General features: G+C 62.2%; 19 protein-coding genes and 1 pseudogene. 10 read left to right on the top strand and 10 right to left on the bottom strand.

All coding sequences use genetic code 11. The features are described 5' to 3' along the window. The first annotated feature begins 81 nt into the window (after nt 1–81). From AC0ZZU_RS20505 to AC0ZZU_RS20495, 3 genes are all read left to right on the top strand, one after another. Complete coding sequence (locus AC0ZZU_RS20505) at nt 82–1,050, top strand: OmpA family protein (RefSeq protein WP_476343126.1); 969 nt, start codon at nt 82–84, stop codon at nt 1,048–1,050. A gap of 18 nt (nt 1,051–1,068) precedes the next feature. Beyond that, entirely contained in the window at nt 1,069–1,716 is a 648-nt protein-coding gene (pdxH, locus tag AC0ZZU_RS20500; protein WP_476343125.1) for a pyridoxamine 5'-phosphate oxidase, read from the top strand. Between the two features lie 101 nt (nt 1,717–1,817). After that, nucleotides 1,818–2,282, top strand: coding sequence for an outer membrane lipoprotein (locus tag AC0ZZU_RS20495; protein ID WP_158459799.1), 465 nt, complete (start codon nt 1,818–1,820; stop codon nt 2,280–2,282). Between the two features lie 74 nt (nt 2,283–2,356). Here AC0ZZU_RS20495 and AC0ZZU_RS20490 read toward each other — a convergent pair whose 3' ends face one another. From AC0ZZU_RS20490 to AC0ZZU_RS20460, 7 genes are all read right to left on the bottom strand, one after another. Further along, nucleotides 2,357–3,970 (bottom strand): NAD(P)/FAD-dependent oxidoreductase, encoded by a 1,614-nt coding sequence (locus tag AC0ZZU_RS20490; protein ID WP_476343124.1) that lies wholly within the window; start codon nt 3,968–3,970, stop codon nt 2,357–2,359. Nucleotides 3,971–4,073: 103 nt separating this feature from the next. Continuing rightward, nucleotides 4,074–4,748 carry a COG3650 family protein gene (locus AC0ZZU_RS20485; protein ID WP_476343123.1) on the bottom strand — a complete coding sequence of 225 codons (675 nt, stop codon included), beginning with the start codon at nt 4,746–4,748 and terminating at the stop codon, nt 4,074–4,076. Between the two features lie 58 nt (nt 4,749–4,806). Continuing rightward, nucleotides 4,807–5,508: an ABC transporter ATP-binding protein gene (locus AC0ZZU_RS20480; RefSeq protein WP_476343122.1), complete on the bottom strand. Its 702-nt coding sequence runs from the start codon at nt 5,506–5,508 to the stop codon at nt 4,807–4,809. Next, nucleotides 5,509–6,276 (bottom strand): high-affinity branched-chain amino acid ABC transporter ATP-binding protein LivG, encoded by a 768-nt coding sequence (gene livG / locus AC0ZZU_RS20475; RefSeq protein ID WP_476343121.1) that lies wholly within the window; start codon nt 6,274–6,276, stop codon nt 5,509–5,511. After that, nucleotides 6,273–7,529, bottom strand: coding sequence for a high-affinity branched-chain amino acid ABC transporter permease LivM (locus AC0ZZU_RS20470; protein ID WP_476343120.1), 1,257 nt, complete (start codon nt 7,527–7,529; stop codon nt 6,273–6,275). The genes livG and AC0ZZU_RS20470 overlap by 4 nt, the downstream gene beginning before the upstream one ends. After that, on the bottom strand, nt 7,526–8,449 hold the full coding sequence (livH, locus tag AC0ZZU_RS20465; RefSeq protein WP_158459805.1) for a high-affinity branched-chain amino acid ABC transporter permease LivH: 924 nt from the start codon (nt 8,447–8,449) through the stop codon (nt 7,526–7,528). The genes AC0ZZU_RS20470 and livH overlap by 4 nt, the downstream gene beginning before the upstream one ends. A gap of 185 nt (nt 8,450–8,634) precedes the next feature. Further along, nucleotides 8,635–9,753: a branched-chain amino acid ABC transporter substrate-binding protein gene (locus tag AC0ZZU_RS20460; RefSeq protein WP_476343119.1), complete on the bottom strand. Its 1,119-nt coding sequence runs from the start codon at nt 9,751–9,753 to the stop codon at nt 8,635–8,637. 362 nt (nt 9,754–10,115) lie between these two features. Between AC0ZZU_RS20460 and AC0ZZU_RS20455 the strand changes: the two genes are divergently transcribed. After that, complete coding sequence (locus AC0ZZU_RS20455; RefSeq protein ID WP_476343118.1) at nt 10,116–10,421, top strand: DUF2288 domain-containing protein; 306 nt, start codon at nt 10,116–10,118, stop codon at nt 10,419–10,421. Nucleotides 10,422–10,593: 172 nt separating this feature from the next. On the opposite strand, the gene rapA is transcribed toward AC0ZZU_RS20455, so the two are convergent. Beyond that, on the bottom strand, nt 10,594–13,440 hold the full coding sequence (gene rapA / locus AC0ZZU_RS20450; RefSeq protein WP_476343117.1) for an RNA polymerase-associated protein RapA: 2,847 nt from the start codon (nt 13,438–13,440) through the stop codon (nt 10,594–10,596). Between the two features lie 169 nt (nt 13,441–13,609). Here rapA and AC0ZZU_RS20445 point away from each other — a divergent pair, with 169 nt between their 5' ends. The 6 genes from AC0ZZU_RS20445 to AC0ZZU_RS20420 all read left to right on the top strand — a co-directional run bounded on the left by AC0ZZU_RS20445 (nt 13,610) and on the right by AC0ZZU_RS20420 (nt 18,275). Next, entirely contained in the window at nt 13,610–14,245 is a 636-nt protein-coding gene (locus tag AC0ZZU_RS20445; RefSeq protein WP_476343116.1) for a M949_RS01915 family surface polysaccharide biosynthesis protein, read from the top strand. A 98-nt stretch (nt 14,246–14,343) separates the two neighbouring features. Continuing rightward, the gene (locus tag AC0ZZU_RS20440; RefSeq protein WP_476343115.1) at nt 14,344–14,673 is read left to right on the top strand and encodes an aspartate-semialdehyde dehydrogenase; all 330 of its coding nucleotides are present in this window, start codon (nt 14,344–14,346) and stop codon (nt 14,671–14,673) included. Nucleotides 14,674–14,746: 73 nt separating this feature from the next. Then, a complete protein-coding gene (locus tag AC0ZZU_RS20435; RefSeq protein WP_476343114.1) occupies nt 14,747–14,905 on the top strand; it encodes a hypothetical protein in 159 nt (52 codons plus the stop codon). A 325-nt stretch (nt 14,906–15,230) separates the two neighbouring features. After that, nucleotides 15,231–17,216 (top strand): FUSC family protein, encoded by a 1,986-nt coding sequence (locus tag AC0ZZU_RS20430; RefSeq protein WP_476343113.1) that lies wholly within the window; start codon nt 15,231–15,233, stop codon nt 17,214–17,216. Then, entirely contained in the window at nt 17,203–17,409 is a 207-nt protein-coding gene (locus tag AC0ZZU_RS20425; RefSeq protein WP_476343112.1) for a DUF1656 domain-containing protein, read from the top strand. Before AC0ZZU_RS20430 ends, AC0ZZU_RS20425 begins: the two co-directional genes overlap by 14 nt. Before the next feature lie 11 nt (nt 17,410–17,420). Then, nucleotides 17,421–18,275 (top strand): efflux RND transporter periplasmic adaptor subunit, encoded by an 855-nt coding sequence (locus tag AC0ZZU_RS20420; RefSeq protein WP_476343111.1) that lies wholly within the window; start codon nt 17,421–17,423, stop codon nt 18,273–18,275. A gap of 13 nt (nt 18,276–18,288) precedes the next feature. On the opposite strand, the gene AC0ZZU_RS20415 is transcribed toward AC0ZZU_RS20420, so the two are convergent. Both AC0ZZU_RS20415 and AC0ZZU_RS20410 read right to left on the bottom strand, forming a co-directional pair. Continuing rightward, nucleotides 18,289–19,194: a formate/nitrite transporter family protein gene (locus tag AC0ZZU_RS20415; RefSeq protein WP_476343109.1), complete on the bottom strand. Its 906-nt coding sequence runs from the start codon at nt 19,192–19,194 to the stop codon at nt 18,289–18,291. 219 nt (nt 19,195–19,413) lie between these two features. Next, nucleotides 19,414–19,615 (bottom strand): annotated as a pseudogene (locus AC0ZZU_RS20410) (hypothetical protein); the annotation flags it as partial.

The raw sequence follows: 19,615 nt of genomic DNA, 5'->3' as shown, positions 1-19,615 counted from the left end.
GCCAGAACCCTTTGACTATTCTCAATTCCAACGCCCGGTCCGCCAGGGCAAAAATTCTTTCATTTTCATGGTGTCTCGCTGATGTCTTCACATAAAACCTTAGCTCTCGCCCTCTGCCTGGCCATGACTGGCTGTGCCCAGCACCCGCAGAACGCCTCGGCCGATGGCGGCCACGGCTGGTGGCCCTTTGGCTCGGACAAAGTGGCCGACAAGGAGGTGAAGGAAGTGGTGACCGAGAAGGTCGCCCAAGCCGATGCCAAGTCCGAGAGCAGCAGCCGCTGGTGGTGGCCGTTCGGGGGTGAAGCCAAGGCGTCCGCCAAGGCGGCGGTGCCACAGATCGACCACAAGGCTACCCAGGCCTGGCTGGACAGCTACGAGCCCAAGCTGCGTGAAGCCATCAAGGACAGCAAGTTCGAGCTCGAACGCCGCGAAGACGTCCTGGTCGTGACCATCCCGGTCGAAGGTGCTTACAACCCTGACCGTCCATCCATGCTGTTGCCCGTCACGCTGGGGCCGATCACCCGTGTTGCCAAGGTCCTTGAAGCCGATCCCAAGACCGCCGTGCTCGTGCTTGGCCATGCCGACACCAGTGGCGCCGCCGCGCTCAACCAGAAACTCAGCCAGGAGCGCGCAGCCTCCGTGTCGGCGATCTTCCGTCTGAGCGGTCTGCAGCGCGACCGGCTGACCCTGCGCGGGATGGGTTCGGTAATGCCACGGGCAGCCAATGACAGCGTCGAAGGCCGGGCGCTGAACCGTCGTGTGGAAATGCTGCTCACTCCGCAGAACACCATGCTGGCGCTGTTGGCCAAGTACAAGCAGCCAACCCTCAGCGCAGCCGAGATGGTCGCCGTCCAGGACACCAAGGCGCCCGTCAAGGCCGAGGCCAAGCCTGCCGCGAAGCCTGCCGCCAAAGCCACGGCGAAGAAAACCGTAGCCAAGGCCAAGGCGCCTGCCGCCAAGGCCGTAGCTAAGAAGAAAGCCACGCCCGCCAAGCCTGCCGCCAAGAAGGTCGCGGCAGCCGACAAAAAGGTCGCCGCCAAGGCCAACTGATCGACAAGGAACGCAGCAATGACCAAGACCCTTGCCGAAATGCGCCGCGACTACACTCGCGATGGCCTCACCGAAACCCAGGCTCCGGATGAGCCGTTCGCCCTGTTCCATCAGTGGTTCGGCGACGCGGTGAAGACCGAGCAGGCTCCGGTCGAAGCCAACGCCATGACCTTGGCTACCGTCGACGCCCAGGGACGCCCCCACTGCCGCGTGCTGTTGCTCAAGGGGCTCGATGCCCAGGGTTTTACCTTTTTCACCAACTATGAAAGCGCCAAGGGCCAGCACTTGCTGGCCAATCCGTTCGCGGCGATGACGTTCTTCTGGCCGGCGCTGGAGCGTCAGGTGCGCATAGAGGGGCGGGTGGAGAAGGTCAGCGCCAAGGAATCGGACGACTACTACCAGGTGCGTCCGCTGGGCAGTCGGCTAGGTGCCTGGGCCTCGCGGCAGAGCCAGGTGATTGCCGATCGCGAACAGCTTGAAAGCCTGGTCAAGGCCACCGAGACGCGTTTCAGTGACAGTGACCCGCACTGCCCGGAGCACTGGGGTGGCTACCGTCTGCTGCCCGACCGTATCGAATTCTGGCAAGGCCGCTCCAGCCGGCTTCATGACCGGCTCAACTTCCGTCACGTCGACGGCCAGTGGGTACGCGAGCGTCTGGCGCCCTGATCTGCCTGTTAACTTGGTGACAATAATTTTATCCCTCGGCTGTCGTGACAGTCGGGTTTGCGCAGGGTCTAATGGATACCTGACTTATGGAGATGCTTCCCATGCGTAAATCTGTACTGCTGGTGGCCAGCTTTACCACCATGTCGTTGCTGCTCGGCGGCTGTGCCTCGAACCTGAGCGGCGATTCCTATTCCCGCGATGAAGCTCGACGCGTGCAAACGGTACGCATGGGCACCATCGAGGCCTTGCGTCCGGTCAAGATCGAGGGCACCAAGACGCCGATCGGCGGTGGCGCAGGTGCGGTTGTCGGGGGTGTGGCCGGGAGTGCCATTGGTGGAGGCCGGGGCAGCATCGTCGCGGCGGTGATCGGTGCGGTTGCCGGTGGGCTGGCGGGTTCAGCGGCCGAGGAAGGCATCACTCGTACACAGGGCGTGGAAATCACCGTGCGGGAAGACGATGGCAGTACCCGAGCCTATGTGCAGCAAGTGCAGGACAACGAGATTTTCCGCGTGGGTGAGCGCGTGCGCATCATGACGGTCGACGGCACCAGCCGCGTCTCGCACTGATCGATCCGCAATAAAAAAACCCCGATTCGGCAACAGCCGGTCGGGGTTTTTTCATGGCCGCTGGCAGGTACTGTTCAGCCGTTGAGACCGAGCATGTCACGCGCCACCGCTTCGGCGATGCGAATGCCATCGACACCTGCCGACAGAATGCCACCGGCGTAACCGGCGCCTTCACCGGCCGGGAACAGGCCACGCAGGTTGAGACTCTGGTAGTCATCGCCACGCGTGATGCGCAGTGGTGAGGAGGTCCGTGTCTCGATACCGGTCAGCACCGCGTCCGGCAGGTTGTAGCCCTTGATCTGGCGGTCGAAGGCCGGCAGCGCCTCGCGGATTGCCTCGATGGCAAAGTCCGGCAGGCTGAGGGCCAGGTCGCCCAGGCTGACACCTGGCTTGTAGGATGGCTCGACACTTCCCAGTTCGGTAGATGGCCGACCGGCGACAAAATCGCCCACCAGCTGCGCCGGTGCCTGGTAGTTGCTGCCACCGAGCAGGTAGGCCTTGGCCTCCAGTTGCTCCTGCAGCTCGATACCTGCCAGCGGACCGCCTGGGAAATCCTGTTCCGGGTGGATGCCGACGACGATACCCGAGTTGGCATTGCGCTCGTTGCGCGAATACTGGCTCATGCCGTTGGTGACCACGCGGCCCGGCTCACTGGTGGCCGCGACCACGGTCCCACCCGGGCACATGCAGAAGCTGTAGACCGAACGGCCGTTCTTGGCATGGTGCACCAGCTTGTAATCAGCGGCACCAAGCTTGGGATGGCCGGCGTACTTGCCCAGGCGCGCCTGGTCGATAAGCGTCTGCGGGTGCTCGATACGAAAGCCGATCGAGAACGGCTTGGCTTCCATGTAGACGCCTTTGCCGTGCAGCATGCGGAAGGTGTCGCGTGCGCTGTGGCCCAGCGCCATGACCACGTGGCGCGAATGCAGTTGCTCGCCACTTTCCAGTACTACCCCGTGCAACTGGCCGTCGTCCATGAGCACGTCAGTGACTTTCTGCTCGAAGCGCACCTCGCCGCCCAGGGCGATGATCTCGGCGCGCATGTTCTCGACCATACCCGTCAGACGGAAGGTGCCGATGTGCGGCTTGTTGACGTAGAGGATCTCCTCCGGAGCGCCGGCTTTCACGAATTCGTGCAGGACTTTGCGGCCATGGTGCTGAGGGTCTTTGATCTGGCTATACAGCTTGCCGTCGGAGAAGGTGCCGGCGCCGCCTTCGCCGAACTGTACGTTGGACTCAGGGTTGAGCACGCTTTTGCGCCACAGGCCCCAGGTGTCCTTGGTACGTTGGCGCACTTCCTTGCCGCGTTCGAGGATGATCGGACGAAAACCCATCTGCGCCAACAGCAGCCCGGCGAAGATACCGCACGGGCCGAAGCCGACCACGATTGGCCGTTGCGCGATATCGCTCGGCGCCTGACCGACATACTTGTAGCTGACATCCGGAGCCACGGTGATATTGCGGTCATCGGCGAACCGGGTCAGCAACTCGGCTTCATTGGTCGCCTGGAGGTCGATGGTATAGATGAACAGCAGTTCGGTGTTTTTCTTGCGGGCGTCGTAGCTGCGCTTGAACAGGGTGAAGTCGAGCAGCTGGTCGTCGGCGATGCCCAGGCGCTGCACGATGGCTTCGCGCAGGGCTTCATCGGGGTGATCCAGGGGCAGCTTCAGTTCGTTGATTCGTAGCATGGCAGGGTCCAGTATCCCGGCCATGGCGGCCGGCGGCTTTACTCAAACCGCCAAGTATAAGCTGTTCGTTGCCGTTTCAGGCAGCAGAAACCGCCGCCGGTGATCAGTCGGCGCGCGATCCTCCGTAGTAACCGCAACCGCGCAGGGTCTGCCCGTCGATCCGCAGCTCGGCGCTGAGGTGCCGAACCGCGCCGGTGGCGCTGTCGACGCAACGCTGCGGGGCAACCCACAGTTCGATGTGCTGGTTGTTGGCCTCGCTGCTCAGGCTCAGGCCTCCGCCGGGCAATTGCTCTTCGAGAAAGGGCAGGGGCAGGGGTGGTTGATCGGCGCGATCGAGCACCATTCCGCGGCCGCTGGCCTTGATGTCCCATTCGGGCTCATGGCCACTGGCACGCAGCGTCAGCTGCTTGAAGTTGGGATCGCTGCAGGCACTGCTGGAGGGATCGAGGCGGTACAGGCGTTGCACGTTCAGTTGACCGTCGCTGCCAGCGGTGACGCTGCCGGCGAGCTTGGCGCGCACATCGGCGAAGAGCTTGTCGCTGGCGTTGTCGGCCAGGTTGGAGGCTTCCTGAAGCACACCGGTGCCGCCACTGTCGCTGACCACGAAGCGGCGGCTCTCGTTGCACGGTTTGAACAGCAGTTGCCCGCCCGCAGCGCTCAGCTCGCCCTGCATCCGCGTGGTGCCGATGTTGGGGTCGACAGGTTTGTCCGCCAGCATCTGGCAGCCGCCGAGCAGGGGCAGCAGCGTGGCGAACAGCAGGGGAGGGGTGAGGCGCATTGTGAAGGAGCTCCTGGGATTCGAAGGAGCTACCGTATCACCTCCGCCCCTGCATGGGTTATCCGCCGAGGTAGGCGTCGCGCACTTTTGGATCGGTCAGCAGCGCTTCGCCGGTCCCCTGCATCACCACGTGCCCGTTCTCCAGCACATAGGCCCGGTCGGCGATCTTCAGCGCCTGGTTGGCGTTCTGCTCGACCAGAAACACCGTCACGCCGTCGCGGCGCAACTGCTCGATGATGTCGAAGATCTGCTGGATGATGATCGGCGCCAGCCCCAGCGACGGCTCGTCGAGCAGCAGCAGCTTGGGCTTGCTCATCAGTGCCCGGCCGATGGCGAGCATCTGCTGCTCGCCGCCCGACATGGTGCCGCCGCGCTGGCTGTAGCGCTCCTTCAGGCGTGGGAACAGTTGCAGTACCTTGTCCAGCTGCTCCTGGTAGTCGCCCTTGTCGGTGAAGAATCCGCCCATGGCCAGGTTTTCCTCGACGGTCAGGCGGGCGAACACGCGGCGGCCTTCTGGCACCACCGCGATGCTCTTGCGCATGATGTGCGAGGATGGCTGGCCAACCAGCTCTTCACCCTGGTAGCGGATGCTCCCGCTGTGCGCCTGCGGCGATCCGCAGAGGGTCATCAACAGCGTCGACTTGCCCGCGCCGTTGGCGCCGATCAGGGTGACGATCTCGCCCTGGCGGATCTCGACGTTGACGCTGTGCAGCGCCTGGATCTTGCCATAGAAGGTGGAGACGTTTTCGAACTGCAGCATTTACGCTTCCCCCAGGTAGGCTTTGATCACGTCAGGATTGTCGCGGATCTGGTCCGGGGTGCCATCGGCCAGCGGCGTGCCCTGGTTGATCACCACGATATGGTCGGAGATGCTCATCACCAGCTTCATGTCATGCTCGATCAGCAGAACGGTTACGTTGTGGTCCTGGCGCAGGTACGAAATCAGCGCCTTGAGGTCCTCGGTTTCCCTCGGGTTCAAACCGGCAGCCGGCTCGTCGAGCATGATGATGCGCGGGCGCGTCATCATGCAGCGGGCGATCTCCAGACGGCGCTGCTGGCCATAGGCCAAGGTGCCTGCGGTGCGGTTGGCGAACTCGGTCAGGTGTACCTTGTCGAGCCAGTACTGCGCCCGCTCCATGGCCTCGCGCTCGCTGCGGCGATAGGACGGGGTCTTGAACAGACCTGCGAAGAAGTTGGTGTTCAGGTGCCGGTGCTGCGCGATCAACAGGTTTTCCAGCGCGGTCATTTCCTTGAACAGGCGCACGTTCTGGAACGTGCGGACCACGCCTTTACGAGCGATCTGGTGACCGGCCAGGCCCTGTATCGGCTGACCGTCAAGCAGGATGGTGCCACCGCTTGGCTTGTAGAAGCCGGTCAGGCAGTTGAATACTGTCGTCTTGCCCGCGCCATTGGGGCCGATCAGCGCCACCACCTGTTTTTCCTTGACGGTCAGGCCCACGCCGTTGACCGCCAACAAGCCGCCAAAGCGCATGCTCAGGCCGCTGACTTGCAGAATTTCGCGGCTCATCGATGCAGCTCCATATGGGGACGTTGCATGGGCAGCAGGCCCTGCGGACGCCAGATCATCATCAATACCATCAGCGCGCCGAACATCAGCATGCGGTACTCGCTGAACTCGCGCATGAGTTCAGGCAGCAGGATCATCACGATGGCCGCGAGAATCACGCCCAGTTGCGAACCCATGCCGCCGAGCACGACGATGGCGAGGATGATCGCCGATTCGATGAAGGTGAACGATTCAGGGGTTACCAGGCCCTGGCGCGCGGCGAAGAAGCTGCCGGCGAAACCGGCGAAGCAGGCGCCGAGGGTAAAGGCCGAGAGCTTGATCACTGTCGGGTTCAGGCCCAGCGCGCGGCAGGCGATCTCGTCTTCGCGCAGCGCTTCCCACGCACGACCGATCGGCATGCGCAGCAGGCGATTGATGACGAACAGCGCGAGCAATGCCAGCAGCAGGGCGACCAGATAGAGGAAGATGACCTTGTTGATCGAGTTGTACGGCAGGCCGAAGAACTCGTGGAAGGTCTGCATGCCCTCAGCGGCACGGCGTTCGAAGCTCAGGCCGAAGAACGTCGGTTTCTCGATGTTGCTGATGCCGTTGGGCCCGCCGGTAAGGCCAGTCAGGTTCCGCAGGAACAGCCGGATGATCTCGCCGAAGCCCAGGGTGACGATCGCCAGGTAGTCCCCGCGCAGGCGAAGTACCGGGAAACCCAACAGGAAGCCGAAAGTCGCTGCCATGAGGCCCGCGAGCGGCAAGCAGATCCAGAAGCTCAGGCCGTAGTAGTGCGAGAGCAGGGCATAGGTATAGGCGCCGACGGCGTAGAAGCCGACATAGCCGAGGTCGAGCAGGCCTGCCAGGCCGACCACGATGTTCAGCCCCAGGCCGAGCAGCACGTAGATCAGGATGAGCGTGGCGATGTCGACCGCCCCACGCGAGCCGAAGAACGGCCAGACGAGAGCGAGCACTATCAGGACCAGGATGATCCAGCGCTGGGTACGCGGCAGCGTCAGGAAGTTGCTGACGGCGGGCGAGACCAGCTTGCGGTCCGAGCGGCTGCGCACCACGGTGCTCCATTGCTTGTCGAACAGCACCCGCAGGAACATCAGCACCGAACAGACTGCGATCACCGTCAGGGTGAAAGGCCCCTGGCTGTGCACAATCAGGTTGATGCCATCGATACTCAGTTTCAGGCCCAGCACCGGGAACGCCACGGCCCAGACCAGCAAGGCGCTGAAAAACGCCTGTTTGATATTCTTGCTCATACTTTTTCAACCTCCGGACGGCCCAGAATGCCGGTCGGCCGGAACAACAGCACCAGAACCAAAAGACCGAATGCCACCACGTCCTTGTACTGGTCGCCGAAGATGTCGGCGCCGAAGGCTTCGGCCACACCCAGCACCAGGCCACCGAGCATGGCGCCCGGAATACTGCCGATGCCGCCAAGTACCGCTGCGGTGAAGGCCTTGAGGCCCACCAGGAAGCCTGCGTTTGGGTTGATCACACCGTATTGCATGCTCAGCAACACCGCCGCCACGGCCGCCAGCGCGGCGCCGATGACAAAGGTGAGGGCAATGATGTTGTTGGTGTTGATCCCCAGCAGGTTGGCCATCTTGATGTCTTCGGCACAGGCGCGGCAGGCGCGGCCCAGGCGGGAGCGCGAGATGAACAGGGTCAGGCCGATCATCGACACCAAGGTGACCACGAATACCAGGATCTGCATGTACGAGATCAGGACTTCCTCCGCCCCCCCCGGGCCGAAGGAGATGCTCCCCGGAATCAGGTTGGGAATGGATTTGTCCTTGGAATCCTGCGACAGCAGCACGGTGTTCTGCAGGAAGATCGACATGCCGATCGCGGAGATCAACGGGATCAGGCGATTGCTGTTGCGCAGCGGCCGGTAGGCCACCCGCTCGATACTGTAGCCATAGGCGCTGGTCACGAAAATCGTCGCGACAAAGGCGACGGTCATGAGGATCGGCAGGGAATCGATACCCATCATGGCCAGCCCGGCAAGGGCAATGAAGGCCACGTAGGAACCGATCATGTACACCTCGCCGTGGGCGAAGTTGATCATTCCAATGATGCCGTAGACCATTGTGTAGCCAATGGCTATCAAGGCATAGGTGCTGCCAATGGTCAGGCCATTAACCAGCTGTTGGAAGAAGTGGTAGATCTCAGGCATTACAGCGCTCCTAAAAACCTGAAGTGCATTTCGCTGGCGGGGGTAAGGCCAGGAAACCGCGAGTGACGGTTTTAAGATTTTCAGGTGGGCGGGTCCCCGGATCGCGGGGATCAGTCCATGAACCTCATAAAACAAAGCCCACTGCTCGCACAGTGGGCTACTACGGTCAGCTATTGGTCACGCGGTTACTGAGGAGAGACTTCGGTCTTCGGCTTGCCGAAGTGCCACTGGTAGACCACGAACTTGAAGTCCTTGAGGTCGCCCTTGGCGTCGAACGACAGCTCGCCGGTAGGAGTCTTGAAGGTACCGGCATGGATGGCCTCGGCCACTTTCTCGGCGTTGTCGCTGTCACCGGCTGCCTTGATGCCATCGGCGATCAGTTGAACAGCGGAGTAGGCCGGGAACACGAACGGGCCGCTCGGATCCTTGCCATCGGCCTTGATGGCCTGGACGATTGCCTGGTTCTGAGGATCGGCGTCGAACGACTTGGGCAAGGTCACCAGCAAGCCTTCGGAGGCGTTCTGGGCGATCTGAGAGATGGAGTCGTTGCCCACGCCTTCCGGGCCCATGAACTTGGCGTTCAGGCCTTTTTCCTTCGCCTGGCGCAGGATCAGGCCCAGCTCTGGGTGGTAGCCGCCGTAGTAGACGAAGTCGACGTTGTTCTGCTTGAGCTTCTGGATGATCGAGGAGAAGTCCTTGTCACCTGCGTTCAGGCCTTCGAAGACGGCAACCTTGGTGCCTTTGCCTTCCAGGGTCTGTTTGACGGCGGTGGCAATGCCTTCACCGTACTGCTGCTTGTCGTGCAGGACGGCAACCACCTTGGGCTTGACGTGATCGGCGATGTAGTTGCCGGCGGCAGGGCCCTGGGCGCTGTCCAGGCCGATGGTACGGAAGATCAGCTTGTAGCCGCGGGCGGTGATTTCCGGGCTGGTGGCCGCTGGAGTGATCATGATCACGCCTTCGTCCTCGTAGATGTCGGACGCAGGCTGGGTGGAGCTGGAGCACAGGTGGCCGATGACGTATTTCACGCCATCATTGACCACCTTGTTGGCGACCGCCACGGCCTGTTTGGGATCGCACGCGTCGTCGTATTCCTTGGCTTCGAGCATCTTGCCATCGACGCCGCCCTTGGCGTTGATGTCCTTGATGGCCTGTTTGGCGCCAATGAACTGCATGTCACCATACTGAGTGACCGGGCCGGTCTTGGGACCGGCGATGCCGATCTTGATGGTATCGGCGGCAAACGAATGGCTGGCGACCCCTGCCAGTACCATTGCGGCGAACAGCTTGGAAATCTTGATCATAGTGCTCCACTCATTCTGTTGTAATTCTTATAGTCCTGGCGGCCAGGGCTACAGACCGGGCGGGATATACGGCGTGGCGACGCCAAAGCCGCAACCCCACCTTCCCCCGGAACATGTCCCGGTAACTGTACCGGTACAGTGTAGAGCGCCGTTCGAGCGCTTGAAAAGCGCGCTTTTTGCGCCCTTTCTCGAGGGTGTCGCCTGGTCGACATAAAAATACAGAAAAGCGCCATCAAATTGCCTTCACCCCCCGGCAATCCTCGGCTCTGTGTCTCTTGACGACCAATTACATATTTGAAACCGGGTTTTTCTGCAAAAATGGCGACCCTTTCAAGTGATCGAATTTTTGCCGGTGGTAACCCATGACTGATCAAACAAGCACCGTCTATGCCAAATTGCTCGGCGAGACAGCAATCATCGAGTGGAAAGCATTGGAGCGTTTCTGGGCAAAGGGTGACCTGATTTGGGTCGACCCCAGCCTGGACTTGATCACCGTCGCCCAGGCCATGGCCGAAAACCACAGTGAAGCCTTTGCTGGCTGGCGCGATGCTGGCACGGTAGGCGCCTTGACGGCAGAGCAGGCGCTAGACCTGCAGCAACGGGATCCACAGATCTGGGCAGTAGTGGTCTCGCCGTTCATTGTGATCCAGGAGAAGGAGGCTGGATAAGAGCGCACCTTGCCGGTGCGTGAAAATGCCCAGGCGGGCTTTCCTGGTGCTTGTTGGCGTTCAACCGAGTGGCTGTTGGTAACAGTCGCACGGTCCGGAAGCTGCTGAGGTAACAGTCAGGGTCATGCGGCACCGGACAGGGGGCATTGCGCCCCCTGTACCACGGATTACATCATCCTGCGACCAGCACCCGGATTGCCTCCAGGCGCAATGCCGCTTTTTCGAGCATTGCCAGCCCGTCTTCGCGCTGCTTGCGCAGGGCTTCGATCTCGCTGTCGCGCACACTCGGGTTGACCGCTTGCAGCGCGGTCAGGCGCGCGAGCTCTTCATCCGTCTCGGCCGCCAGGCGACGCTGCGCTTCGGCAACGCGTTCGGCATGACGCGGCAGGATCTTGGCCTCACCGGCGTTGATCCGGCCTGACAGAATGTCCCGCTGGGCCTGGATGAATTTGTTGGCGCTGGCGCGAGGTACGCTTTCAAGTTGCTCGTTGAGCGTGTCGAAGGCCACGCGCGACGCGAGGTCGTTGCCATTGGTGTCGAGCAGGCAGCGCAGCGCCGCCGGTGGCAGATAGCGACCCAGTTGCAGATTGCGCGGGGCCACCACTTCGCTCACGTACAGCAGCTCGAGCAGCACAGTCCCAGGCTTGAGCGCCTTGTTCTTGATCAGCGCCACGGCGGTGTTGCCCATCGAGCCGGACAGCACCAAGTCCATGCCACCCTGCACCATCGGATGCTCCCAGGTGATGAACTGCATGTCTTCACGCGACAACGCCTGGACGCGGTCATACGTGATGGTCACGCCTTCGTCGTCGCCCAGCGGGAAGCTGGCGTCGAGCATCTTCTCGCTTGGCTTGAGGATCAGGGCGTTTTCCGAGTGGTCCTCGCTGTCGATACCAAAGGCGTCGAACAGGGTTTCCATGTAGATCGGCAGGGCGAACTGATCGTCCTGCTCAAGGATCGCCTCGACCAGCGCCTCGCCTTCGCCGGCACCGCCGGAGTTGAGCTCGAGCAGGCGGTCACGGCCGCCGTGCAATTCGGCTTCGAGACGTACGCGCTCGGTGCGCGCCTGCTCTACCAGCTCGGCCCAGTCGTCGTCCGCTCCGCGCTCGAGCAGCGGCAGCAGGCGCGGGCCGAACTGGTGCTGCAGGGCGTTGCCGGTCGGACAAGTGGCGAGGAAGGCATTCAAGGCCTCGTGGTACCACTGGAACAGGCGCTCCTGCGGGCTGTCCTGCAGATAGGGGATATGCAGCTCGATAGTGTGCTTCTGGCCGATCCGGTCAAGACGGCCGATCCGCTGTTCGAGCAGGTCCGGGTGCGCAGGCAGGTCGAACATCACCAAGTGATGGGCAAACTGGAAGTTGCGGCCCTCACTGCCGATCTCGGAGCAGATCAGCACCTGGGCGCCGAATTCTTCGTCCGCGAAATAGGCGGCGGCGCGGTCACGCTCAAGGATGTTCATGCCCTCGTGGAACACCGTGGCCGGGATGCCGGAGCGCACCCGCAGGGCGTCCTCCAGGTCCATGGCGGTCTCGGCGTGGGCGCAGATGACCAGCACCTTGGTGCGCTTGAGCATCTTCAGGGTGTCGATCAGCCAATCGACGCGCGGGTCGAAGCGCCACCAGCGCTCGTCTTCAGTGGTTTCGCCCTGTGCCTGGAAAGCGACCTCGGGATACAGCTCGGCGTGTTCGTCGGCTGGCAACAGCAGGTACTGCTCGGGGTTGGCCAGTGGGTAGGGATGCAGCTTGCGCTCAGGGAAGCCCTGCACCGCGGCCCGGGTATTGCGGAACAGCACACGGCCGGTGCCATGGCGGTCGAGCAGTTCTCGGATCAGGCGCGCGCTGGCCTGGGTATCGCCATCGGTGACGGCGGCAAGCAGCGCTTCGCCCTCGGCACCGAGGAAACCTTCGATTGTGGCGTGTGCCTCGGGCGACAGGCGGCCCTGGTCGAGCAGTTCCTGCACGGCTTCGGCCACCGGACGGTAGTGCTCGCTTTCGGCGCGGAATGCGGCCAGGTCGTGGAAACGGTTGGGGTCGAGCAGGCGCAGGCGGGCGAAGTGGCTGTCCTGTCCCAGTTGCTCTGGGGTGGCGGTCAGCAGCAGAACGCCGGCGATAACCTGGGACAGTTGCTCGATCAGGGAGTACTCGGGACTGGCTTTTTCCTCGTGCCAGACCAGGTGATGGGCCTCGTCGACGACCATCAGGTCCCAGCCTGCGGCGAACAGGGCATCCTGCGCTTTTTCATCGTGGGTCAGCCATTCCAGTGCAACCAGCGCCAGCTGGGCATCTTCGAACGGATTGCTGGCGTCGCTCTCGATGAAACGCTCGGCATCAAACAGCGCAACCTCGAGATTGAAACGCCGGCGCATTTCTACCAGCCATTGATGCTGCAGGTTCTCTGGCACCAGGATCAGTACACGGCTGGCACGGCCCGTCAGGAGCTGGCGATGGATCACCAGGCCCGCTTCGATGGTCTTGCCCAGGCCCACTTCGTCGGCCAGCAATACCCGCGGGGCGCTACGGTCGGCCACTTCGCGGGCGATGTGCAGCTGGTGGGCGATAGGTTGCGCGCGGATACCGCCCAGGCCCCAGAGCTGCGACTGCATCTGCTTGCTGGTGTGTTCCAGGGTGTTGTAGCGCAGCGAGAACCAGGACAGCGGGTCGATCTGCCCGGCGAACAGGCGGTCGCTGGCCAGGCGGAACTGGATGAAGTTGGACAGCTGGGTTTCCGGCAGCGTACGCGGCTCGTTCTGAGCATCGAGCCCGTGGTAGACCAGCAAGCCATCGGCAGCCTCCACTTCGCGCACGGTCATCTTCCAGCCCTCGAAGTGAGTGATCTGGTCGCCAGGCGAGAAACGCACGCGGGTCAGGGGCGCGTTACGCAGGGAATACTGGCGGGTATCGCCAGTGGCCGGGTAGAGCACGGTCAACAAGCGGCCGTCCTGTGCCAGAACGGTCCCAAGTCCGAGCTCGGCTTCGCTGTCGCTGATCCAGCGTTGCCCCGGTTGATACTGCTGCGCCATACTGCCTGACTCCCGCGATGAAAAGCCGACTATGTTAACGGATAGGTCCGTGCAGACCAAAGAGTCTAGCAATTTCATCGAAGAAACCTGCCTTTGCCTACGAGGGCTTCACTTGCACAAGCGCGCCGAGCACCGCTGGTTGAATGCTTTGATAGCCTTTGGCGGCGTTATGCTGCTATCCGCCTGCGAGCAGAAGAGCTTCGAGACGCTGGCCCCGATCCCGGTCGGCGAGCTGGAGGCACTGGGCGTCCAGACCCCCATCAAGAGCGTGCATTTTCGCGACCGCGAGGGCGAAGGGCTGCTGGTGCTCAGCCGTACCGACGGCCAGGCCACCGATGCCGAGACCGCGCAAGAGGTCGACAAGGTGGTGCTCCGCGCAACTCTGTTTGCCCGCCCAGGCCCGCAAGGGGCGTTCAAGGCCCGCTGGCAGAGCGAACAGGAGACCAGCTGTCCGGGCCTTGACCTGGATGTCGACTTCTATACTGATGTCAGCGATATCAGCGACCTGAACAAGGACGGCCTGGCCGAGGCGACCATTGCCAGCCATGCGTTCTGCGGCGGTGGTATCGAACCCCACGCTATCGTCATCGAACTGCGTGAGGGTCAGGCCAGCTACAGCATCACCGGAGACTCCCTGATCAGCCCCTCTGGTGAGGAACCCATAGGCGGCGAACGCAATGACAGCGCCACGCTCAAGGACGCACCCCAGGCATTTCGCGATCATCTGGATACTGTCTGGCAGTCGGTCTACAAACGCCCTTGGAGCGAGACCGGTGCAGCAGCGGATGACGCCGAGGCACCCTGAATCCTGCTGACGCACACTGCCCTGGCGTGGCGCGCTTTGTACCTGACGCTCAAGGATGCAGGCGGCAGGCCGATATAATGGCCACAGGAGATCATCAAATGCTGCCGCCCCTTATCCCGCTCAGTGCTGCCCCAGTGACCACCCAGTTCGACCCGGTCAAGCCGCTGCCCGCCATCGCGCCGGTAGTACCCGCGCAGTCGAACTCTGGCGAAAGCACCATCAACCTCAAGCAACAGCGCGATCCGCAAGAGCAGGCGCTCTTGCTTCGCGAGGAGCAGCGCCGCCAGCAGCAACGTCGTCAGCACGCGCATGACGAGCGTTTCGAGGCGCTCCCAGGCGATGAGCTCAATGCCGACAACACTGTGCCGGTCGCACCTTTGATGGGCGACGAGCCACGTCAGGGCCTGCTGGTCGATATCAAGATCTGAGCCGCTCGGGACTGGCCAACATGACCACGGGGCTTCATCATGAGCGCCTCCGCTGTCAGCCTTCGAGCCCGCCATGAGCAAAGACAACCTTATCGATTTCGGCACCGAGCGCACCAAGCGTATCCACGACCTGAAGGAAAAGCGCCTGAACGAAGTGCGCCAGGCTTTCGAACAGGCCATGCCGCTGCCCAAGCCGAAGAAAAAATCCAAGGGCAAGCCCAAGAAGCGCTGAAACCTGACGCAGCTCAAACCTGCGCGCGCCACGCGTGCCCGGTCCCGGGCACCCATTGACCTCGATCAATTTCCCTCTCCCTCGAATTCGCTACAGTGCACCCATCGAACAACGGCGTAAGGACTCGAACAAGCGCAAGCCGCGCTGATCCTTCCCGGTGCATGGGCACGCAAGGCATTTAGGGCGACTTCGGTCGCCCATTTTTTCGTGTCGCTTTTTTCTCGGGTATCGCTCTTTAGATGATTAGCTAGCTAATTACATCTCTGGGTCTTATCCTTGCGCTCTGTCTATCGTTCTACTCATCACAGTGCGCAAGGTTTCGCTCGTGCCCATCACTTTCCAGGCCCTGTTTGCTCCCAGCACCCTGGCCATCAAGTTTGCCATCAAGACCCTCCTGGGCGGCGGTCTGGCATTGTGGCTGGCGTTACGGTGGGGGCTGGACCAGCCGACCTGGGCGCTGATGACAGCGTTCATCGTTGCTCAGCCCTTGTCGGGGATGGTGGTGCAGAAGGGTCTGGCGCGCCTCGCTGGAACCTTGGCCGGTACCTTCATGTCCGTGGTGATCATGGGACTGTTCGCCCAGGCACCCTGGTTGTTCCTGATCGCATTGGCGCTATGGCTGGGGCTGTGCACCGCGGCCTCTACCCAGTTGCGCAGCGCCTGGTCCTATGCGTTTGTGCTGGCCGGCTATACCGCCGCGATCATCGCCTTGCCCGCGATCAGCCATCCTTTGCAGGTGTTTGAACAGGCAGTGGCGCGTTGCACCGAAATTTCGCTCGGCATTGTCTGTGCCACGGCTGCCAGCGCCTTGCTCTGGCCACTGCGCGTGGAGCAACAGCTGAGCGGACAGGCACGCCAGGCCTGGCAACAGGGTATGCAGGCTGCCAGCGCCATGCTCGATGGGCAGGATCAGGCGCGCCAGGGGCTGCTCGAGACACTGGGACGTATTGTCGCCATCGACGCGCAGCGTGAGCATGCCTGGTTCGAGGGTAGCGTGGGGCGGCAGCGGGCCAGCGCCATTCGCGGGCTGAGCCAGAAGCTGATGGTGCTGCTGCGTATCTCTCGCTCGGTGCGTCGCCAATGGCGTCAGCTCGACGCTACCGAGTCGCTGCGCCTGGCGCCTTGGCTGGAAGAAGTGCGCGGCCAGCTTGCGAAGCCTGACCGTCCAGGCCAGCTCCTGCGCCAGCGGTTGTGGGACGCGGCCCATGATGAGCGGATCAGCTCAGCCGAACACTACTGCCTGGCGCGCCTGACGTTGCTGTTGGACACCGCCATGGCGGCGACTCAGGCAGTGGAGGATGTCGAGGCAGGAAGAGCGGCGACCGACGCCCCCTCGGGCCTGGCGGTGCATCGTGACCTGGCGCTGGCGCTGTTGTTCGGCTCGCGCAGTGCCCTGGCGTTTCTGGTGATGAGCATTTTCTGGCTGGCTACCGCCTGGCCAGCGGCCCCTGGCGGACTGGTGCTGACCTGCGTGGTATGCAGCCTGTTCGCCAGCCGCGAGAACGGCGCTCAGATCGGCATGAGTTTCTTGCGCGGCATTCTGCTGGCGATCCCGGTGGCATTTGTCGTGGGGCAGATCCTCCTGCCGCAACTGAGCAGCTTTGCCATGCTCTGCCTGGCCATGGGCGTCCCGCTGTTTTTCGGTGCGCTCGGCATGGCCCATCCCCGCACCGGCGCGACTGCTACCTCTTATTGCCTGCACTGCATTGTGCTCATCTCGCCACTCAACGCCATGCAATTCGATGTAGCAGGCATGCTCAACAATGCTCAGGCCATGCTCATGGGCGTCGGTGCTGCGGTGCTGGCCTTCAGACTGTTGGTGCTGCGTCACCCGGGCTGGCACGGCCGAAGGCTGCGGGCAGCAACCCAAAGTGACCTGGTGCGCCTCACCCGGCGCGATCTGCGTGGCGCTGATAGCTGGTTCGGCGGGCGCATGGCAGATCGGCTGATGCAGCTGGCGCGGCATTCCAGTGAGCTGCCCGAGCCTGAGAGTCGGCGCTGGGACGATGGCCTGCACAGCCTGGACATCGGTGACGAGTTGCTGCACCTGCGCCTGTGCCTGACCATGGCCAAGGCACCGCTGGCAGCTGCGCAGAGGCATTACCTGCAACAGCTTGAGGCTGTATTGAGCCGAGGTCCCGCGCCAGGCCGCGGCGGACGGCTGGATGCGGCAAGCAATACATTCATTGAGGCCTTGCGGGCCCAGTCCGCGAGCGATGCGCTGCGCCTGGCCGAGGGCGCGGTGCTGCAACTGCAGGCAAGCTGGCGCAAATGGTGCCGCTGGCAGGAGGAAACTCATGGGTCTGCGTGAATGGGCACTGGGCGGCGTACTGCTGAGTCCGTTTCTGATCTATGTGCTGCTGGCGCTACTGCTGACCGGCCTGCTGCGTATGGTACTGCGGGTCACGCCGCTGGGGCGCTGGATCTGGCACGAAGCCTTGTTCGACGTGGCGCTGTTCATCTGTATCTTGTCCCTGGTGGTCCACCTGCTGGGACCTTTGTGAGGAGTAGGACCATGCGCACAGCAGTACGTGTCGCGATAACCCTCTGCGTGGTGGTGATCGCCATCTTTGCGGGGCTCAAGCTCTGGCAGTACTACATGCTCACCCCTTGGACACGTGACGCGCGGATCGGCGCGGATGTCGTGGTCATCGCGCCGGACGTTTCCGGCTGGGTGCGGGAGTTGAAAGTACAGGACAACCAGCAGGTCAGGGCAGGCGATTTGCTGATGTCGATCGACCGCGACCGTTTCGAGGCTGAGCTCGCCCGGACCAGGGCGATTGCCGAAACCCGTCAGCAGCAATTGCACCTGCGTGAGCGCGAGGCGGCGCGCCGTACGGCGCTGGGGCCAGGCGCGATCAGCGCGGAGCTGCGCGAGAACGCCCAGATCAATGCCGCCGTCGCCCGCGGCGAGTTGCACCAGGCCGAAGCCGAGGTCCGGGTAGCACAGATCAACCTGGACCGCAGCGAACTGCGCGCGCCGCGCAATGGCCATGTCACCAACTTGCGGCTGGCCGAGGGAAACTACGTCACTGCAGGGCAGTCGGTGATGGCCCTGGTGGATGACTCGACTTTCTATGTACAGGCCTATTTCGAGGAGACCAAGCTGCCGCGGATTCGCGTGGGCGATCCGGTCAAGGTCTGGCTGATGAGCGCCGAAGCCCCCATGCAAGGAGTTGTACAGAGCATCAGCCGCGGCATCAACGACCGCAATACCACCCCTGACACCCAGTTGCTGGCCGAGGTCGAGCCGACCTTCAACTGGGTACGCCTGGCCCAGCGTATTCCGGTACGCATCCGTCTGGAGAACGTCCCGGAAGGCACCAGGCTGAGCGCCGGGATGACAGCGAGCATTCAGGTGCTTGAATGAAAAGCTTTGGGCTCTAGTCGCTCTTCCTGTTCTTGCCCGATTTGCGCCGACCGGCCGCCTCGTCGCCCTCAAGCAGCCTGGAGACCGGCTTGCCGCTATCGCTGCGGACCTGGGCGTGGCTGATGAGGGCGAAGATGAAGCTGCCGCCTATTATGTTGCCGGCTAGTGTGGGCAGGGCGAACTCAAGCCAGAAATGAGTCCAGGTCTCATCCCCCGCCCACACCAGATAAGACACTTCAACGGAGCCGACGACAATATGCGTGAAGTCGCCCAGTGCCATCAGGTAGGTGATGAGCACGATGATCCAGATCTTGGCGTGCTCCATTGAGGGAATCATCCAGACCATGGTGGCGATCATCCAGCCTGAGACAATGCCTTTGGCGAACATCTGGCTGATGTCGTTCTTCATCACCTTGCGGCCAACCTCTAGAAAGGCCACGTCGGTCTTGCTGTCGAAGATCGGCAATTCCAGCATCACCCACGCGACCAGCAATGTGCCGGCGAGGTTGCCGGCCAGCACCACGCCCCATAGACGCAGCAACCTCCCCAGGTTGAACAGGGTAGGGGTGGTCATCACGGGGAGCACTGCGGTGAGGGTGTTTTCGGTAAACAGTTGCTGGCGGGCAAGGATGACTGCCAGGAAGCCTGCACTGTAGCCGAGGCTGGCGATGACCTGGCTGCTGTCGCTGTCGGGCAGGCGCGAATAGAAAAGCCCCATGGCCATCAATGAAAGGCCCATGGTCAGCCCGGCGGCCAGTGCCGACCACCACAGGGCTGCGATTGTCCGTTCAAGTTCCTGGTCACCTTGATAGCGGATTATCTCGTGCAACACTGCAGCCCGGGGTGGCTGGCTGTGACTGACCTCCTGTTCTTCGTCCGCCGACAGTCCTGGGGTCTTGCCGTTTTCCGATTCGCTCATGATCCGACTCGCTGTACTGGTAGATGCGTTTCTCTAGTGATCTACCGCGGCTGGATTAGTTGCCTCGGAGGCGTTTGGCGAGCTGTGAATTTTTTTGCGCTAAGGTGTTGACTCATAATCTGAATGACGTATTATTCGCCTCCCGCAGCGATGAGTTGCAGGGTGAGTCAAGCGGCTCTTGGAGTTGAACGGTTTTCGAAAGAAAGCAGATTGAAAACTTCAAAATAAACGCTTGACAGACTTAGAGGAAAGCGTAGAATGCGCACCTCGGTTCAGCAAGCCAAGCGCTTCGGGCCAACCGCTCTTTAACAATTGAATCAAGCAATTCGTGTGGGTGCTTGTGAGTACGGACTGATAGTCTGCAAGATTATCAGCATCACAAGTGACCACATGAGCAATCATAGTAGTCATTTGAGATTGC

Source organism: Pseudomonas sp. JE3303 (assembly GCF_056312565.1).
Note: the sequence above shows the minus strand (reverse complement) of the source record. Positions and strands in the feature narration are given on the sequence as shown.

Bases quoted from the DNA above. Each gene is read 5' to 3' on its own strand.
- AC0ZZU_RS20505 (WP_476343126.1), top strand. From the start codon at position 82: ATGTCTTCACATAAAACCTTAGCTCTCGCCCTCTGCCTGGCCATGACT.
- pdxH (WP_476343125.1), top strand. From the start codon at position 1,069: ATGACCAAGACCCTTGCCGAAATGCGCCGCGACTACACTCGCGATGGC.
- AC0ZZU_RS20495 (WP_158459799.1), top strand. From the start codon at position 1,818: ATGCGTAAATCTGTACTGCTGGTGGCCAGCTTTACCACCATGTCGTTG.
- AC0ZZU_RS20490 (WP_476343124.1), bottom strand. From the start codon at position 3,970: ATGCTACGAATCAACGAACTGAAGCTGCCCCTGGATCACCCCGATGAA.
- AC0ZZU_RS20485 (WP_476343123.1), bottom strand. From the start codon at position 4,748: ATGCGCCTCACCCCTCCCCTGCTGTTCGCCACGCTGCTGCCCCTGCTC.
- AC0ZZU_RS20480 (WP_476343122.1), bottom strand. From the start codon at position 5,508: ATGCTGCAGTTCGAAAACGTCTCCACCTTCTATGGCAAGATCCAGGCG.
- livG (WP_476343121.1), bottom strand. From the start codon at position 6,276: ATGAGCCGCGAAATTCTGCAAGTCAGCGGCCTGAGCATGCGCTTTGGC.
- AC0ZZU_RS20470 (WP_476343120.1), bottom strand. From the start codon at position 7,529: ATGAGCAAGAATATCAAACAGGCGTTTTTCAGCGCCTTGCTGGTCTGG.
- livH (WP_158459805.1), bottom strand. From the start codon at position 8,449: ATGCCTGAGATCTACCACTTCTTCCAACAGCTGGTTAATGGCCTGACC.
- AC0ZZU_RS20460 (WP_476343119.1), bottom strand. From the start codon at position 9,753: ATGATCAAGATTTCCAAGCTGTTCGCCGCAATGGTACTGGCAGGGGTC.
- AC0ZZU_RS20455 (WP_476343118.1), top strand. From the start codon at position 10,116: ATGACTGATCAAACAAGCACCGTCTATGCCAAATTGCTCGGCGAGACA.
- rapA (WP_476343117.1), bottom strand. From the start codon at position 13,440: ATGGCGCAGCAGTATCAACCGGGGCAACGCTGGATCAGCGACAGCGAA.
- AC0ZZU_RS20445 (WP_476343116.1), top strand. From the start codon at position 13,610: ATGCTGCTATCCGCCTGCGAGCAGAAGAGCTTCGAGACGCTGGCCCCG.
- AC0ZZU_RS20440 (WP_476343115.1), top strand. From the start codon at position 14,344: ATGCTGCCGCCCCTTATCCCGCTCAGTGCTGCCCCAGTGACCACCCAG.
- AC0ZZU_RS20435 (WP_476343114.1), top strand. From the start codon at position 14,747: ATGAGCAAAGACAACCTTATCGATTTCGGCACCGAGCGCACCAAGCGT.
- AC0ZZU_RS20425 (WP_476343112.1), top strand. From the start codon at position 17,203: ATGGGTCTGCGTGAATGGGCACTGGGCGGCGTACTGCTGAGTCCGTTT.
- AC0ZZU_RS20420 (WP_476343111.1), top strand. From the start codon at position 17,421: ATGCGCACAGCAGTACGTGTCGCGATAACCCTCTGCGTGGTGGTGATC.
- AC0ZZU_RS20415 (WP_476343109.1), bottom strand. From the start codon at position 19,194: ATGAGCGAATCGGAAAACGGCAAGACCCCAGGACTGTCGGCGGACGAA.